At 69.7% G+C, this 13,467-nt stretch carries 15 protein-coding genes; 6 read left to right on the top strand and 9 right to left on the bottom strand.

Translation table 11 applies throughout. The features are described from left to right. Position 1: 1 nt before the first annotated feature. The 6 genes from BM345_RS14255 (at position 2) to BM345_RS14230 (ending at position 7,186) form a co-directional block, all read left to right on the top strand. Positions 2-808, top strand: a complete 807-nt coding sequence (locus tag BM345_RS14255) for an HpcH/HpaI aldolase/citrate lyase family protein (protein WP_093380743.1) — start codon at positions 2-4, stop codon at positions 806-808. 57 nt (positions 809-865) lie between these two features. After that, positions 866-2,290, top strand: coding sequence for a hypothetical protein (locus BM345_RS14250; protein WP_254789736.1), 1,425 nt, complete (start codon positions 866-868; stop codon positions 2,288-2,290). Between the two features lie 151 nt (positions 2,291-2,441). Further along, positions 2,442-3,911 carry a methyl-accepting chemotaxis protein gene (locus tag BM345_RS14245; protein ID WP_368086482.1) on the top strand — a complete coding sequence of 490 codons (1,470 nt, stop codon included), beginning with the start codon at positions 2,442-2,444 and terminating at the stop codon, positions 3,909-3,911. A gap of 96 nt (positions 3,912-4,007) precedes the next feature. Further along, entirely contained in the window at positions 4,008-5,393 is a 1,386-nt protein-coding gene (locus tag BM345_RS14240) for a putative DNA modification/repair radical SAM protein (protein ID WP_093380468.1), read from the top strand. Continuing rightward, positions 5,393-6,898: a UdgX family uracil-DNA binding protein gene (locus tag BM345_RS14235; RefSeq protein WP_093380466.1), complete on the top strand. Its 1,506-nt coding sequence runs from the start codon at positions 5,393-5,395 to the stop codon at positions 6,896-6,898. The genes BM345_RS14240 and BM345_RS14235 overlap by 1 nt, the downstream gene beginning before the upstream one ends. 72 nt (positions 6,899-6,970) lie before the next feature. Further along, positions 6,971-7,186, top strand: a complete 216-nt coding sequence (locus BM345_RS14230; RefSeq protein ID WP_093380464.1) for a hypervirulence associated TUDOR domain-containing protein — start codon at positions 6,971-6,973, stop codon at positions 7,184-7,186. Between the two features lies 1 nt (position 7,187). Here the strand turns inward: BM345_RS14230 and fliR are convergent, their stop codons facing one another. The 9 genes from fliR to fliJ all read right to left on the bottom strand — a co-directional run bounded on the left by fliR (position 7,188) and on the right by fliJ (position 13,462). Further along, positions 7,188-7,985 (bottom strand): flagellar biosynthetic protein FliR, encoded by a 798-nt coding sequence (fliR, locus tag BM345_RS14225; RefSeq protein ID WP_093380463.1) that lies wholly within the window; start codon positions 7,983-7,985, stop codon positions 7,188-7,190. A 28-nt stretch (positions 7,986-8,013) separates the two neighbouring features. Beyond that, positions 8,014-8,283 carry a flagellar biosynthesis protein FliQ gene (fliQ, locus tag BM345_RS14220; RefSeq protein WP_093380461.1) on the bottom strand — a complete coding sequence of 90 codons (270 nt, stop codon included), beginning with the start codon at positions 8,281-8,283 and terminating at the stop codon, positions 8,014-8,016. Next, entirely contained in the window at positions 8,280-9,044 is a 765-nt protein-coding gene (fliP, locus tag BM345_RS14215) for a flagellar type III secretion system pore protein FliP (protein WP_093380460.1), read from the bottom strand. Before fliP ends, fliQ begins: the two co-directional genes overlap by 4 nt. Beyond that, positions 9,041-9,535, bottom strand: a complete 495-nt coding sequence (gene fliO / locus BM345_RS14210) for a flagellar biosynthetic protein FliO (protein WP_093380458.1) — start codon at positions 9,533-9,535, stop codon at positions 9,041-9,043. Before fliO ends, fliP begins: the two co-directional genes overlap by 4 nt. Further along, complete coding sequence (fliN, locus tag BM345_RS14205) at positions 9,532-9,975, bottom strand: flagellar motor switch protein FliN (RefSeq protein ID WP_093380457.1); 444 nt, start codon at positions 9,973-9,975, stop codon at positions 9,532-9,534. The genes fliO and fliN overlap by 4 nt, the downstream gene beginning before the upstream one ends. Continuing rightward, complete coding sequence (gene fliM / locus BM345_RS14200; RefSeq protein ID WP_093380455.1) at positions 9,968-10,969, bottom strand: flagellar motor switch protein FliM; 1,002 nt, start codon at positions 10,967-10,969, stop codon at positions 9,968-9,970. The genes fliN and fliM overlap by 8 nt, the downstream gene beginning before the upstream one ends. Positions 10,970-10,990: 21 nt before the next feature. Continuing rightward, positions 10,991-11,482, bottom strand: a complete 492-nt coding sequence (gene fliL, locus BM345_RS14195) for a flagellar basal body-associated protein FliL (protein WP_093380454.1) — start codon at positions 11,480-11,482, stop codon at positions 10,991-10,993. Between the two features lie 149 nt (positions 11,483-11,631). Beyond that, complete coding sequence (locus BM345_RS14190) at positions 11,632-12,987, bottom strand: flagellar hook-length control protein FliK (protein WP_093380452.1); 1,356 nt, start codon at positions 12,985-12,987, stop codon at positions 11,632-11,634. Between the two features lie 16 nt (positions 12,988-13,003). Beyond that, the gene (fliJ, locus tag BM345_RS14185; RefSeq protein WP_093380451.1) at positions 13,004-13,462 is read right to left on the bottom strand and encodes a flagellar export protein FliJ; all 459 of its coding nucleotides are present in this window, start codon (positions 13,460-13,462) and stop codon (positions 13,004-13,006) included. Between the last annotated feature and the right edge of the window lie 5 nt (positions 13,463-13,467).

The following is a 13,467-nucleotide window of genomic DNA, read 5'->3' as shown; positions in this document are numbered from 1 at the left end:
CATGACCGACCGCAGCTATCTTTTCGTGCCCGGTGACCGCCCGGAGCGTTTCGACAAGGCCCTGGCCAGCGGCGCCCACGCCATCGTGATCGACCTGGAGGACGCGGTGCAGCCCGCCCACAAGGACACGGCCCGCGCCGCCGTCCGCGACTGGCTGGCCACCACCGGCAAGACGGTGGTGCTGCGCGTGAACCCCGCCGGCACCCCCTGGCACGACGCGGATTGCGAACTGCTGTCCTCGCCGGCCGTGGCCGCGGTGATGCTGCCCAAGGCCGAGTCGGCTGCGCAGCTTCAGGCCCTGGCAGGCCGCCTGCGCGAAGGCCAGCGGCTGCTGCCGCTGATGGAGACCGTGGCCGGCCATTTCGCCGTGGCCGCGATGGCGCGCGTGCCCCAGGTGCAGCGCCTGGTCTTCGGCACGGTCGATTTCATGGCCGACGCCGGCATCCGCGGCGACGCGCAGGAACTGGACGCCGTGCGCACGCAACTGGTTCTGGTGTCGCGCCTAGCCGGCCTGCAGGCGCCGGTGGACGGCGTGACGCTCAGCACCGACGACGCGGCGCAGGTCGCGCAGGACACGCAGCGCTCGCGCCGCTTCGGCATGGGCGGCAAGCTGTGCATCCATCCGAAACAGGTCGCGCCGGTGAACGAAGGCTTTGCGCCCACCGAGCGCGAGATCGACTGGGCCCGCCGCGTGGTGGCTGCGCTGGCGGAAGGCCGCGGTGCCGTGACCGTCGACGGCAAGCTGGTCGATCGGCCGGTGGAATTGCAGGCCAAGGCGATCCTGACGGAGGCCGCGGGGCAGGGCTGAGGCGACGCTTGCGTATGGCACGGCACCGCGCGTGCCGGGTGAGGAGAATGCGGGGGAATGACCCGCCAGCTTTCCAATTCGTCGATGGGCGCCGCGCCGGATGCTTCGCACCCTGATCGCGGTGCAGCGACTGGGTCCGCGCTGCACGACATCTTGCAGGTGGCGCAGCGTCGCTACCGCATGCCGGCCTTGCCGGCGAACGCGGAGGACGCCGCTGCAACAGGGGGCGAAGCGGCGCTGGCCTTTGCCATCGAAGCTGCGCGACAGGCCCTGGTCCACGGCGCCACGCCGGACCCTGCGCTTCGGGATGCTTTCGCGCAGGCTTTGGCCGAGTTGATCCGACGCGCCATGGCGGTCGAAGGTGGCGACCCCGTGTTCCAGGCGCAGGTCCTGCACGCGCGCGACGCGCAGGTACAGGCCTGGGTGAAGCTCGGCGCGCTGGCCGCCGCCGACGAGCGCAGCCTTAGAAGCGCGGTCGATGCCTTCGCGCATCCCGGCAAGCTGCACGCGATGCCCGAGGGGCCGCAGCGCCGCGAACTCGAAACCCTGCATGCGCTGGCCGTCTCGGGCGACTGGCACGCGCTGGCCTCCACGGCGTCGTCGCTCGACCCGCAGCAAGCCGCGGACCTTCAGGAAGGATTGCGCAGGCTGATGGCCCAACCGGCGCTGCAACGCCAGCAGCAGGCGCAATCCCTTCGGCTGGCGGAGCCGGTGCGGCGCTACCTCGAACTTCGTGCGAGACGGGCGCCGGAGGCGGGCAGCGCCGCCGCGCTCGACCAGGGCCGTGTTTCGGCACGCGAGGGCGACCTCGCGGAGCACGCCGCAGCCAACGCACTGGGTCGCGTGGCCGAATTCCTTCACCGGCGCAGCGGGGTGGCGCACCGGGTGGCGCGGAGCCTGCGCACGCCGCGCCAGCTCACCGGTGGCGGCGCCGAGCGCGCGAAGGAAGAATGGGACGCCGCCATCGTGAAGGAGGCCGGCGCGGGTGCACAGGCACTGGTCCTTCTCGCGGAGGTGAAGGCCGCGCCGGCAGCGGCCACCACCGACCTGCCGCGCCTGCTGCGCGGGCTGGCGCAGTTGTCATCGGTCGATGCGCACGCCGTCCAGGAGTTCAAGTCAGCCGACGGGCCGCTGCGCCTTCGCGGCGATTCCTTGCAGGCGCTGCAGCCTGTGCAGGGCGCGCTGCCGGCGCAGGTGATCTATCTCAGCACCGCACCGGCCGAGGCGCGTGTGGCGCTCCTAGGCGCGGCGGCCCGGGCCAGGCTGATGGCCGAAGCGGCGAGCCTGCGCTTCGCTGCCGAGATCGAGGCGGGCCGCAAGCCTTCACCCGCCGCACTGGCGACTGTGTGGGAAGACCTCAGGCACGAGCCACGGCTGCGTCAGGTCCTGGAGCAATTCGACAACGCGCGGCGTGCGCGTGAAGCGATGCTTCACCCGGACGACCTGCTGCTTGCGTTGCGGGCGATCGATCGCTCGCCCTGAGCGCGCGGACGGGTCGGATGTTTTGTTTCTGCACCCCTCAAGTTTTCCGCAGAACTGCCGATAGGGATCAGTGGCCGACTTTCCGCGCTGCGCCTATCCCATGAAACTCAGAAACCGAATCCTTCTTCTTTGTGTCGCCGCCTTGCTCGGCATGGTTGTCCTAGCCGCCGTCTCGCTGTCCACGCTGCGCCAGTCGATGATGAAGGAGAGGACCGCGCAGCTCTCCACCCTGGTCGTGCTGGCGCACGCGTCCCTCGAGAGACTGCATGCGCAGGAAAAGGCCGGCGAACTCTCGCGCGAGCAGGCCCAGGCCGAGGCGAAGAAGCTCATCGGCAGCCTGCGCAAGGACGAGCTCTATTTCTTCGTCCGCGGCTACGCCAACGACGTGAACTACGTCCACCCCAATCCCAAGCGCATCGGCATCGTCGATGCCAAGGGCGGCAAGGAAGCGGGCGAGCGCTACCGCGCGGCGCTGGCCGGCCGCACCGTGGGCACCGTCGTCGCCCTGGGCACGCGGCCCGGCACCAAGGAAGAAGTCGAGAAGCTCTACGCCATCATCAAGTTCGAACCCTGGGACTGGATCGTGGGCTTCGGCGACTACATCGACGACATCGACACCGCTTTCTGGCGCAGCACGGTGATCCTGCTGTCCATCGGCGGCGTGCTGGTGCTGGTGCTGGGGGCGCTTGCGTGGAGCATGGCCCGCAACCTGTACCGCCAATTGGGCGGCGAGCCCGACTACGCCTCGGCGGTGGCCCGCAAGATCGGAGCGGGCGAGCTGGGCATCGAGGTGAAGGTCGGCCAAGGCGACCACCAGAGCCTGCTGCACGCCATGCAGCAGATGCAGCAGAACCTGGTGGGCGCGGTGCGGGAGATCCGCTCGTCGACCGACACCATCGCGACGGCCTCGGGCCAGATCGCCTCGGGCAACCAGGACCTGTCCTCGCGCACCGAGGAGCAGGCCAGCTCGCTGGAAGAAACGGCCGCTTCGATGGAGCAGCTCACCAGCACGGTCAAGCAGAACGCCGACAACGCACGCCAGGCCAACCAGCTCGCCGTCTCGGCATCGGAAGTGGCGGTGAAGGGCGGCACGGTGGTGGGCCAGGTGGTCGACACCATGGCCTCGATCAATGCGTCGTCCAAGAAGATCGTGGACATCATCGGCGTGATCGACGGCATCGCCTTCCAGACCAACATCCTGGCGCTCAACGCAGCCGTGGAAGCGGCACGTGCCGGCGAACAAGGTCGCGGTTTCGCGGTGGTGGCTTCCGAAGTGCGCAGCCTGGCCCAGCGCTCGGCCGCAGCGGCCAAGGAGATCAAGGGCCTCATCGACGACTCGGTGGGCAAGGTGCAGGCCGGCAGCGAGCTGGTGGGCGAAGCCGGCCAGACCATGCAGGAGATCGTGAGCAGCGTGAAGCGGGTGTCCGACATCATCGGCGAGATCACCGCGGCCAGCCACGAGCAGACCCAGGGCATCGAGCAGATCAACCAGGCCATCACGCAGATGGACCAGGTGACCCAGCAGAACGCCGCGCTGGTGGAAGAGGCCGCCGCTGCCGCGCAGTCGATGCAGGAACAGGCCGGCAGCCTGGTGCATGCGGTGAGCGTCTTCAAGGTCTGAGCGAAGGCTGCGGCCCTCCCTGCAGCCTGGAGGCAAAGGCCAAACCGCCGGAGGGCCACGGGCAACAATCACGATACTGTATATAATTACAGTATCGTGGCCGTACCCCTCCTGCGCAAGCTCGCCATCCTGGCCGACGCCGCCAAGTACGACGCTTCCTGCGCGTCCTCCGGCGGTGCCGCGCGCAACTCGCGCGACCAGCTCGGCATGGGCTCGACCACCGGAGCCGGCATCTGCCACAGCTACGCGCCCGACGGCCGCTGCATTTCGCTGCTGAAGGTGCTGCTGACCAACTGGTGCATCTACGACTGCCTGTACTGCGTCAACCGCGAGTCGAGCAACGTGGAGCGCGCCCGCTTCTCGCTGGACGAGGTGGTGCAGCTCACGCTGGACTTCTATCGCCGCAACGTCATCGAGGGGCTGTTCCTCAGCTCCGGCATCATCCGCTCGCCCGACTACACGATGGAGCAGCTCATCGAGGTGGCCCGGTGCCTGCGCGAAGACCATCACTTCCGCGGCTACATCCACCTCAAGACGATCCCGGATGCGAGCGCCGAGCTGGTGGCGCGCGCCGGGCTGCATGCGGACCGCCTGAGCATCAACATCGAGCTGCCCTCCCAGGCCTCGCTGGTCCAACTGGCACCGCAGAAGGACGCGGGCGCCATCAAGCGCTCCATGGCACGCATCCGCCTGCAGCTGGACGACAGCGCGCAGGAGCGCGAAAAGGCGAAGCAGACCCGCTCGATGGCCGCTGCGCCCGCGGCCCGGCCCCCGCCGCCGCGCTTCGCGCCCGCCGGCCAGAGCACGCAGATGATCGTGGGCGCCGACGCGTCGGACGACCGCGCCATTCTTCGCACCAGCGTCTCGCTCTACCGCAGCTACAGCCTCAAGCGCGTCTACTACAGCGCGTTCAGCCCGATCTCGCATGCCAGCGCGCTGCTGCCCGGCCGGCCGGCGCCGTTGATGCGCGAGCACCGGCTCTACCAGGCCGACTGGCTGATGCGCTACTACGGCTTCGAGGAGCAGGAACTGGTGACCGAGGACGGCATGCTGTCCCTGCAGATGGACCCGAAGCTGGCCTGGGCGCTGGCGCATCCGGACTGGTTCCCGGTGGACCTGAACCGGGCGCCAAAGGAAACGCTGCTGCGCGTGCCCGGCCTGGGCACGCGCTCGGTCGAGCGCCTGCTGGCCGCGCGCAGCACCCGGCAGATCCGCAAGGCCGACATCCAGCGCCTGGGCGGGCCGGCCACGCGGGTGCTGGCCTTCGTGGCGCTGCCGGACCATCGGCCGGCGAACAACGCAGGCGCCTTGCTGAGTGCGGCCGCCAGCCAGCGCGATTCCGGACGCACGCGCGCATCGCCGGATCGTGTCCAGGGCGATCTGTTCGGCACGGACGAGCCGCCGGTCGTGCCCTTGCCCGGCCTGGCTGGGGGCGGGAGGGCGTCGTCCTGGGTGCAGGAGCAGAGCGCAGGGATCGTCTGATGGCCGTGGCCTTGCACCTGGGCGCCCCCGACGATTTCGACGGATTTCTGGCGGCCTTGCGCGAGGCCTTGCAGCGCGGCTTGCTTCCGAACGAGGTCCGCTGGCGGGACGGCGTGGCCGACCAGTCCTCCCTGTTCGATCAGGAAGCGGCGTCTTCGCCGGCTCCGGTATCGCGAGTCGAGGAAGGCGGACTGCGCCTGCCGCGGGCCTTCATCGAATTGCTGCGCACGGCGATGCTGCACGACAGCCCCGGCCGCTTTCATGCGGCGCATGCGCTGGCCGAAGCCATCCTGCGCGATCGGCGTGCCTGGAAGGACACGCTGCGCGAAGAGCGGTTGCAGCTCGAGCGCATGGCGCGCGAGGTGCGCCGCGAGATCCACAAGATGCACGCCTTCGTTCGCTTCCGGCCGATCGTCGACGAGGCGGGCGAGTGCCATGTCGCCTGGTTCGAGCCGGAGCACCACGTGGTGCGTGCGGCGGCGCCATTCTTCGTCGACCGCTTCGCCTCGATGCGCTGGGCGATCCTGACGCCGCGCGGCAGCGTGCGCTGGGACCGGCGCGAGCTGGTCTTCGGCCCTGCCGCCGCGCGCGCCGATGCACCCGGCGCGGACGAAGGCGAGGCCCTGTGGCTGGCGTACTACCGCAGCGTGTTCAATCCCGCGCGCGCCAATCCGAACATGATGCGAAAGGAGATGCCCGTGCGCTTCTGGCGCAACCTGCCCGAGGCCGCGCAGATTTCCACGCTGCTTCGCGAGGCGGATGCGCGCACCGTCGAGATGGAGTCGCAGGTCAGCCCCGGGCGCGAGCGGCGGGCAGGCGTGGCGGCACGGGCCGCGGGACACGCGGCGGGGGTGGAAGCGACAGGCCGCCACGCATGCGGGCGTTCCTCGCCGGCTGCGCAGGGCGTGGAGCCCGCCGATCGGCTGGCCGGGCTGGCGCGGCTGGCCGCGGGCTGCGAGCAATGCGCCTTTGCCGCCGACGCCACGCAGACCGTGTGGGGCGAGGGCGCAGCCGGCGCGGCACTGATGTTCGTGGGCGAGCAGCCCGGCGACCAGGAAGACCTCGCGGGCCGCCCCTTCGTCGGCCCGGCCGGCCAGCTCCTGCGCCGGGCGATCGACAGGTTGCAGTGGCCGCCGGAGCAGCTTTACTTCACCAATGCGGTCAAGCATTTCAAGTACGAATGGCGCGGCAAGCGCCGCCTTCACAAGACCGCGGCGCAGCGCGAGGCGCAGGCCTGTTCCCAGTGGCTGGAGGCCGAGATCGCGGCGGTCCGGCCGCGCGCGCTGGTGGCACTGGGCCGCACCGCGCTCACCAGTCTGCTGGGCATGCAGGTGGGCATCGAGGCGAACGCTGGCCAGTGGATCACGCGCGCCTCCGACGGCTTGCCTGTCTTCGTGATGCCGCATCCGGCCGCCGTGCTGCGCAGCGCGGGCAACGACCTGGCGCAGCGCGAGCAGGAATGGACCGCATTGCTGGCGGATGCAGGGCAGGCCTTGACCGCATGAGCTGCCGGCGTCGGCCTACATCGCCCGGGCGCCAGGGTGCTAGCGTGGCACCACCACTACAGGAGACAGAGCATGAAGGGCAATCCGAAGCCGGGAGAAAAGGTGACATGGAACACCTCGCAGGGTGAGACCCGGGGCAAGGTCGTGCGCAAGGTCACCGGCACCGCGCACGCCGCCGGCCACGAGGCCAAGGCGTCGCCCGCCTCGCCGCAGTTCGAAGTGAAGAGCAGCAAGACCGGGAAGAAGGCCATCCACAAGGCCAGCGCCCTCAAGCGCGCCGGAAGCTGACTCAGCGCCGCAGCGCCGTCACGAAGTCGGTCATTCCCGCCAGCCCGGCGGCGAAGCGCGGCTCCAGGAAGGCGCCAAGCCGCGGCATCAGCAGCTCCAGCATGAAGATGCCGGCCAGCAGCGTCAGCGGGAAGCCGACCGCGAAGATGCTGAACTGTGGCGAGGCCCGGTTCAGGATGCCCATGGCCAGGTTGAGCGTGAGCAGCGCGGTGACCAGCGGCAGCGACAGCATCAGTCCGGTGGAGAACACCTGGCCGCCCGACTGCACCAGGAACATCCAGCCCTGCGCCGACAGCGGTGCATCGGCCACCGGCAGGGCCTGAAAGCTCCCGGCCAGTGCGGCGATCAGCGCCAGGTGCCCGTCCACCGCCAGGAAGATCAGCAGGGCAAGCATGTTCAGCAGGCGCGAGACCACGGCCGTCTGGCCGCCGCCGCCCATGGGGTCGAAGAAGGACGCGAAGGACAAGCCCATCTGCAGGCTGATGTATTCGCCGGCCGCCATCACCGCCGCGAACACCAGGCGCATGGTGAAGCCCATGGCCCCGCCGATGAGCACCTGCTGGATCATGATCCACAGGCCGCCGGCCGATACCACCGGCGTGTCCGGCATGGGGCCCAGCGTGGGGCCCAGCACCACCGCCAGCAGCACCGCGATGGCCACGCGCACCCGCCGCGGCACCCAGGTCTCGCCGAAGATGGGCGCGGTGCTGACCAGCGCGAGCATGCGCACGAAGGGCCAGAGAAAAGCCGCCATCCAGGCGGCCCATTGCACCGAGTTGACCGTGAAGACCGGTGGCATCGAAGGGAGTGCGCAGCGAGGGCGCGGGTCAGCCCACCAGCTGCGGAATGCTGGAGAAGAGCTGGCGCATGTAGTCCAGCATCTGCGCCAGCATCCACGGCCCGGCCACCACCAGCGTGATGAACACCGCCAGCAGCTTGGGAATGAAGGACAGCGTCGCCTCGTTGATCTGCGTGGCCGCCTGGAAGACGCTGATGATCAGGCCCACCACCAGCGCCACCAGCAGCAGGGGAGCGCCCAGCACCAGCGAGAGCTGGATGGCATGGGTGCCCAGGGTCATCACGGATTCGGGCGTCATGTGAAGAAGCTTTCCGCCAGTGCGGCGATGAGCAGCTGCCAGCCGTCGGCCAGCACGAACAGCATCAGCTTGAAGGGCAGGGCGATGCTGGCGGGCGGCACCATCATCATGCCCATGGACATGAGCACGCTGGCCACCACCAGGTCGATGATGAGGAAGGGAATGAAGATGGTGAAGCCGATCTGGAAGGCGGTCTTCAGCTCGCTGATGACGAAGGAGGGCAGTAGGATGCGCAGCGGCACGTCCTCGGGGCCCTGCATCTCCGGCACCTTGGCCAGGCGCGCGAACAGCGCCAGGTCGGTCTCGCGCGTCTGCTTGAGCATGAAGGTCTTGAAGGGCTCCACGCCGCGCTCCAGCGCCTTCTCGGCGCTGATCTTGTTGGTCGAGAAGGGCAGGTAGGCCTCGTCGTAGACCTTGTCGAACACCGGCGCCATCACGAAGAAGGTGAGGAACAGCGACAGCCCCACCAGCACCTGGTTGGGCGGCGAGGACTGCGTGCCGATGGCGGTGCGCAGCAGGCCCAGCACGATCAGGATGCGGGTGAAGCTGGTCATGCACAGCATCAGCGCCGGCAGGAAGGACAGCGAGGTCAGCAGCAGCATCGTCTGGATGCTCAGCGACCAGGTCTGGCTGCCGCCGGGGCCGGGCGTGGTGGTCAGGCCCGGCAGGCCCTGCGCGAAAAGTCCGGCGGGCAGCAGCAGCGCGCCCAGCAGCAGCGCGCCGTTGCGCAGCCGGCGCGGCAGGAAGACGGAAGAGCTCATGAACCGGCGCGCGCCTTGATGCCCAGCGACTGGCGCAGCAACTGCGAGAAGGCCTGCGTGGCGTTGGCCAGCGGCTCGGGGGCGCGCATGGCCGGGGTCGCCGGGTGTGCAGCCGGCGTGGCCTGCGCGGGCAGGGTGTGCAGGGTGTGGATGTTCTGCGGCGTCACGCCCAGCACCAGCCACTGGTCGGCCACCTCGACGACCACCACGCGCTCGCGCTGGCCCACCGAGGTGCTGGAGATCACCTTCACCACGTGGCCGCCGCCGAAGCGCTGCAGGCCGAAACGCCGCGCGAGCCATGCGCACAGCAGGATCAGGCCCAGCACGCAGGCCATGCCGAAGGCAGCCTGGAACAGCCCGCCCATGCCGACACCCGGAGCCGGCACGGGTGCTGGCGTGCTGGGCACCGTGGGCAGGTTGGCATGGGCCGCCATGGCGACCGTCCCCATGAGGACCGCGGCCGCCCGCCATGCACGCAGGACGAGCTTCATGCGCGGGACAGCTTCTGCATGCGTTCCGACGGCGTGATGATGTCCGTCAGGCGAATGCCGTACTTGTCGTTCACCACCACCACTTCGCCCTGGGCGATGAGGTAGCCGTTGATGAGCACGTCCAGCGGCTGGCCGGCCAGGCCGTCCAGCTCCACCACCGAACCCTGCGAGAGCTGCAGCAGGTTCTTGATGGTGATGCGCGTGCGGCCGATCTCGGCGGTGAGTTGCACCGGCACGTCGAGCACGCGCGAGATGTCCAGCGCGGACGCGGCTGCGGCCGTGCGGTTCTCCAGTTGCGGGAAGACCTGGTTGCCTGCCGGGGCGGCCGCGGGTGCGGGCGCCTGGGCCACCGGGGTCACCTGGGCCGCGCTGGTCTGCTCGGCCAGGGCGCTCGCCCAGTCGTCGTCGACGGCGGAGGCAGGGGTGGTGTTGTCAGTCATGGTCTTTCTTCAAATCGCTGTCTTGGTGGGAGATCATCTGTTGCACGCGCAGGGCGTAGTGCTCGTTGCTGACGCCGTAGCCGCACTCCATCACCGGAATGCCGTCGACCTTGGCGAGCACGCTGGCCGGCAGGTCGATGGGCAGCACGTCGCCCACCTCCAGGCCCATCACCTGGCCCACGGTGGAGGGCAGGTTGAGGAACTCGGCCACCAGTTCCACGTCGGCGCTCTGCATCTGCTGCGACATGGTCTTGATCCAGCGCTTGTCCACCTCGACCTGGTCCTGCATGGGGTTGGACAGCAGGTCGCGGATCGGCTCGATCATCGAATAGGGAATGCACACGTGCAGGAAGCCGCCCACCGGGCCGAACTCGATCTGCAGCGTGGTGTTCACCACCACCTCGTTGGGCGCCACGATGTTGGCCAGCTTGCCGTGCATCTCGGCGCGCACGTAGTCGAAGTCCAGCGGGTACACCGGCTGCCAGGCATCGCCGTAGCAGCCCAGCGTCAGGTCCAGCAGGCGGCGGATGATGCGCTGCTCGGTGCGGGTGAAATCGCGGCCTTCCACGCGCACGTGGTAGCGGCCGTCGCTGCCAAAGAGGTTGTCCACCACCAGGAACACCAGCTTCGGGTCGAACACGAACAAGGCCGTGCCGCGCAACGGCTTGAAGTGCATCATGTTGATGTTGGCCGGCACCGGCAGGTGCCGCACGAACTCGCCGTACTGCTGGATCTGCACCGGGCCCACCGAGATGTCGGGGCTGCGGCGCATGAAGTTCAGCAAGGCGCCGCGCAGGTGGCGTGCGAAGCGCTCGTTGATGACCTCCAGCGTGTGCATGCGGCTGCGCACCACGCGGTCCGGCGCGCCCAGGTCGTAGGCGGGCAGGCCGTCCTGCGGCGTGGCGGGCAGCGTGGACTGGTCGACCGCGCCGCCGGTAACGCCGCGCAGCAGCGCATCAACCTCGTCCTGCGAGAGGACCTGTTCATAGGCCATGGATCTGCTGTCCCGGCCCGCTTACTGGACGACGAAGGCGGTGAAGGACACGCCGGTCACGCCCTGGGGCGGCAGCGAGTCGTTCAGCGGACGGTTCAGCTCGGCCTGGATCTCGCCGGCCAGGCGCGACTTGTCGTCGGTGGTCTGCAGCGAGTCGGACTGGCGGTTGGACAGCAGCATCAGCGTGCGGCTGCGCAGTTCGGGCATGAATTCGCTGATCTGCGACTTGGACTTCTCGTCGCGCACCTTCAGCGAGATGCCCACGTGCAGGAAGCGGGGGCGCCCCTCGGTCTGCAGGTTGACGGTGATCGGTTCCAGGTTGAGGAAGATGGGCTTCTCGGCCACGGCGGCCTTGGGTTCGCTGCTTTCCGAACCCTGCGTGCGGGTCATGGCGTAGGCCGCCACGGCCAGGGCGCACAGGCTGATGGCGAGCACGGCGCCGATCAGCATCTTCGAGGTCCGCGCAGGGGCGGCGGCGGCGGGAGTTGTCGCAGGAGTAGGGCTGGTGGCCATGGGTCGCTCTTTGAAGTTGGGCTATTTTTTCCGGAAGGGACCGGATGCGAAGGGCCGAGCAAGAGGGAAAAAAGGGCTCATCTCCCCCATTGCCCGTCTTGGCGCTTCGCGTCGCGGTGCCGGATCGCGGCCCGAGGGCCGCGTGGATGTCAGGCGAAGGTATCGATGCCGGTGCTGGCGCGCGCACCGGAGCTGCTCGCACGCACCGCGAGCGGCGCGTCGTCGGCCGCGGTCTCGCGCTGCGCGCCGCGCAGGTTCGGGCGGCCCTGCTGCTCGAAGCCGCGCTCCTGCTGGCCGAAGGCCTGCTGCTGCTGCGTGCCGGCGTCCACCGAGGTCTGGCCGAGCTGGATGCCCTGGCTCGCCAGCGTGTCGCGCAGTTGCGGCAAGGCGGCCTCGACCGCGCGGCGCACGCTCTCGTGGGCCGAGACGAACATCGCCTGCGCCTGGTTGTCGCCCAGCGTCAGCGTGACCTTCAACGGGCCGAGACCGGCGGGGTTGAGGCTCAGCTCGGCCACATGGTTGCCGTCGGCGCCCATGCGGATCATCTGGCGCCCGACGTCGGCGCCCCAGCCCTCGCTGCCCACCGGCGTGGGCACGGCCAGGCGTGCGACGGGGGGCTGCTGGGCGGTTGAGGACGTGGCCGAGGCTTGCGCCATGGCGGCCTTGAAGTTCATCGAGGCGGGCAGGGTGCTGGCGGTGTCGGCCTCCGAGCTCGTGTCGGGCAGCGGCCGGTCATCGGCCCGCAGCGCAGCGGCGGCGGGTTCCGGTGCGACCTTGGGGTCGACCGCGGCGATGGCCGGTGCGGCATTGCCTGCCTTCGGCTCGGGGGCGCCAGTCGATGCGGCACCGGCGAGAGGCGCAGCCGGTGCGGCGGAGGCCGATGCGGCTGCCACGACGGGGGCGGACTGCGCGGTGATCTTGTAGTCGGATGTCGCGCCGGCGTCGGCCTTCACCTTCTTGCCGTCTTCCGAGGCGGCATCTGACCTGGCATCCGCCTTGGCGTCGGCGATCGGCTTGCCCGACGCCCTGGCTTGCGCGGTGGCCGCATCCTGCGGCTGCGAATCCGTGAGTGCCGTGTCGCCGGCGGCTGCGGCGAGCGGCGGGTCGGCTTTGGCGAGCGCGCTCGCATCGGCAGCGCCGTGCAGGGACGCGCCGGTGCCGTCGGCCGCCGCCTGGCGTTTCTGGGCGGCCTGCGTGGCGAAGGCCGGGGTCAGCATGGCCATGGCCAGCAGGTCCACCGGCGAACGCTCTTCCGTCGATTCCGCCGATGAGGCGCCGCGGCGGCGCGCCAGGGGCGAGGCCGAGGCGGCGTCGTCCTGCCGCTCGGTCTTCTCGCCGGCCTTCTGCCCGCGGGACTCGCGCGTGCGGGCCAGGGCGGCACCGAAGCTGTCGGTCGCGCCGGCCTGCGCGTCGCGCGCCCGCGCGGCGCCGCCGCTGGCCGAGGCGCTGGTGGAGGCGGGCGCGGCGTTCGATGCGGTGGGAATCGAGAGAAGCGGAGAACTCATGTGCTTGAACCTTGTGTCATTGCGCCGATGCGGCCTGCTTGGCCACGAAGAACTGGCGTGCGGCCCGTTCGTCGCTGTCGCGCTGCTCGCGCTTGGCTTGGACCATCTGCGCCTGGCGCCGTGCGCGCTCGGCCAGGGTGTCGAAGGAGTTGAGGCGGCGCTTGTTTTGCTGCCAGTCGTTGCGGCCATGCTCCAGCCGCAGATCCGCCTGCTGGGCGATGCCGCGCTGTTGGGCGATGGCGCCGTCGAGCGTGGTCAGGAAGTCCTGGTAGTTGAACCACTGCGAGGTGGAGACGCCCTGCTGCATCAGCACCTGCAGCTGCGCCAGGTAGTCCTGCCGGTACTGCACGAGGATGCCCAGCTTCTGCGTGGCGCTGAGCTGCGCGCTCTGCAGCGCGCCCAGGCGCCGCGCGGCGTCATCGGTCTTGTCGCGAGCCAACTCGATGAGCAGGTCCAGGGGAAGTTTCTGTGCCATGGGGT

It is taken from the genome of Variovorax sp. OV329 (assembly GCF_900114785.1).
In the GTDB taxonomy this organism is placed as follows: Bacteria; Pseudomonadota; Gammaproteobacteria; order Burkholderiales; family Burkholderiaceae_C; genus Variovorax.
This window is presented reverse-complemented; position numbering and strand designations above follow the sequence as displayed.

Bases quoted from the DNA above. Each gene is read 5' to 3' on its own strand.
- BM345_RS14230 (WP_093380464.1), top strand. From the start codon at position 6,971: ATGAAGGGCAATCCGAAGCCGGGAGAAAAGGTGACATGGAACACCTCG.
- fliP (WP_093380460.1), bottom strand. From the start codon at position 9,044: ATGAGCTCTTCCGTCTTCCTGCCGCGCCGGCTGCGCAACGGCGCGCTG.
- fliO (WP_093380458.1), bottom strand. From the start codon at position 9,535: ATGAAGCTCGTCCTGCGTGCATGGCGGGCGGCCGCGGTCCTCATGGGG.
- BM345_RS14255 (WP_093380743.1), top strand. From the start codon at position 2: ATGACCGACCGCAGCTATCTTTTCGTGCCCGGTGACCGCCCGGAGCGT.
- fliQ (WP_093380461.1), bottom strand. From the start codon at position 8,283: ATGACGCCCGAATCCGTGATGACCCTGGGCACCCATGCCATCCAGCTC.
- fliL (WP_093380454.1), bottom strand. From the start codon at position 11,482: ATGGCCACCAGCCCTACTCCTGCGACAACTCCCGCCGCCGCCGCCCCT.
- BM345_RS14245 (WP_368086482.1), top strand. From the start codon at position 2,442: ATGGTTGTCCTAGCCGCCGTCTCGCTGTCCACGCTGCGCCAGTCGATG.
- fliR (WP_093380463.1), bottom strand. From the start codon at position 7,985: ATGCCACCGGTCTTCACGGTCAACTCGGTGCAATGGGCCGCCTGGATG.
- BM345_RS14235 (WP_093380466.1), top strand. From the start codon at position 5,393: ATGGCCGTGGCCTTGCACCTGGGCGCCCCCGACGATTTCGACGGATTT.
- fliN (WP_093380457.1), bottom strand. From the start codon at position 9,975: ATGACTGACAACACCACCCCTGCCTCCGCCGTCGACGACGACTGGGCG.
- BM345_RS14190 (WP_093380452.1), bottom strand. From the start codon at position 12,987: ATGAGTTCTCCGCTTCTCTCGATTCCCACCGCATCGAACGCCGCGCCC.
- fliM (WP_093380455.1), bottom strand. From the start codon at position 10,969: ATGGCCTATGAACAGGTCCTCTCGCAGGACGAGGTTGATGCGCTGCTG.
- BM345_RS14250 (WP_254789736.1), top strand. From the start codon at position 866: ATGACCCGCCAGCTTTCCAATTCGTCGATGGGCGCCGCGCCGGATGCT.
- fliJ (WP_093380451.1), bottom strand. From the start codon at position 13,462: ATGGCACAGAAACTTCCCCTGGACCTGCTCATCGAGTTGGCTCGCGAC.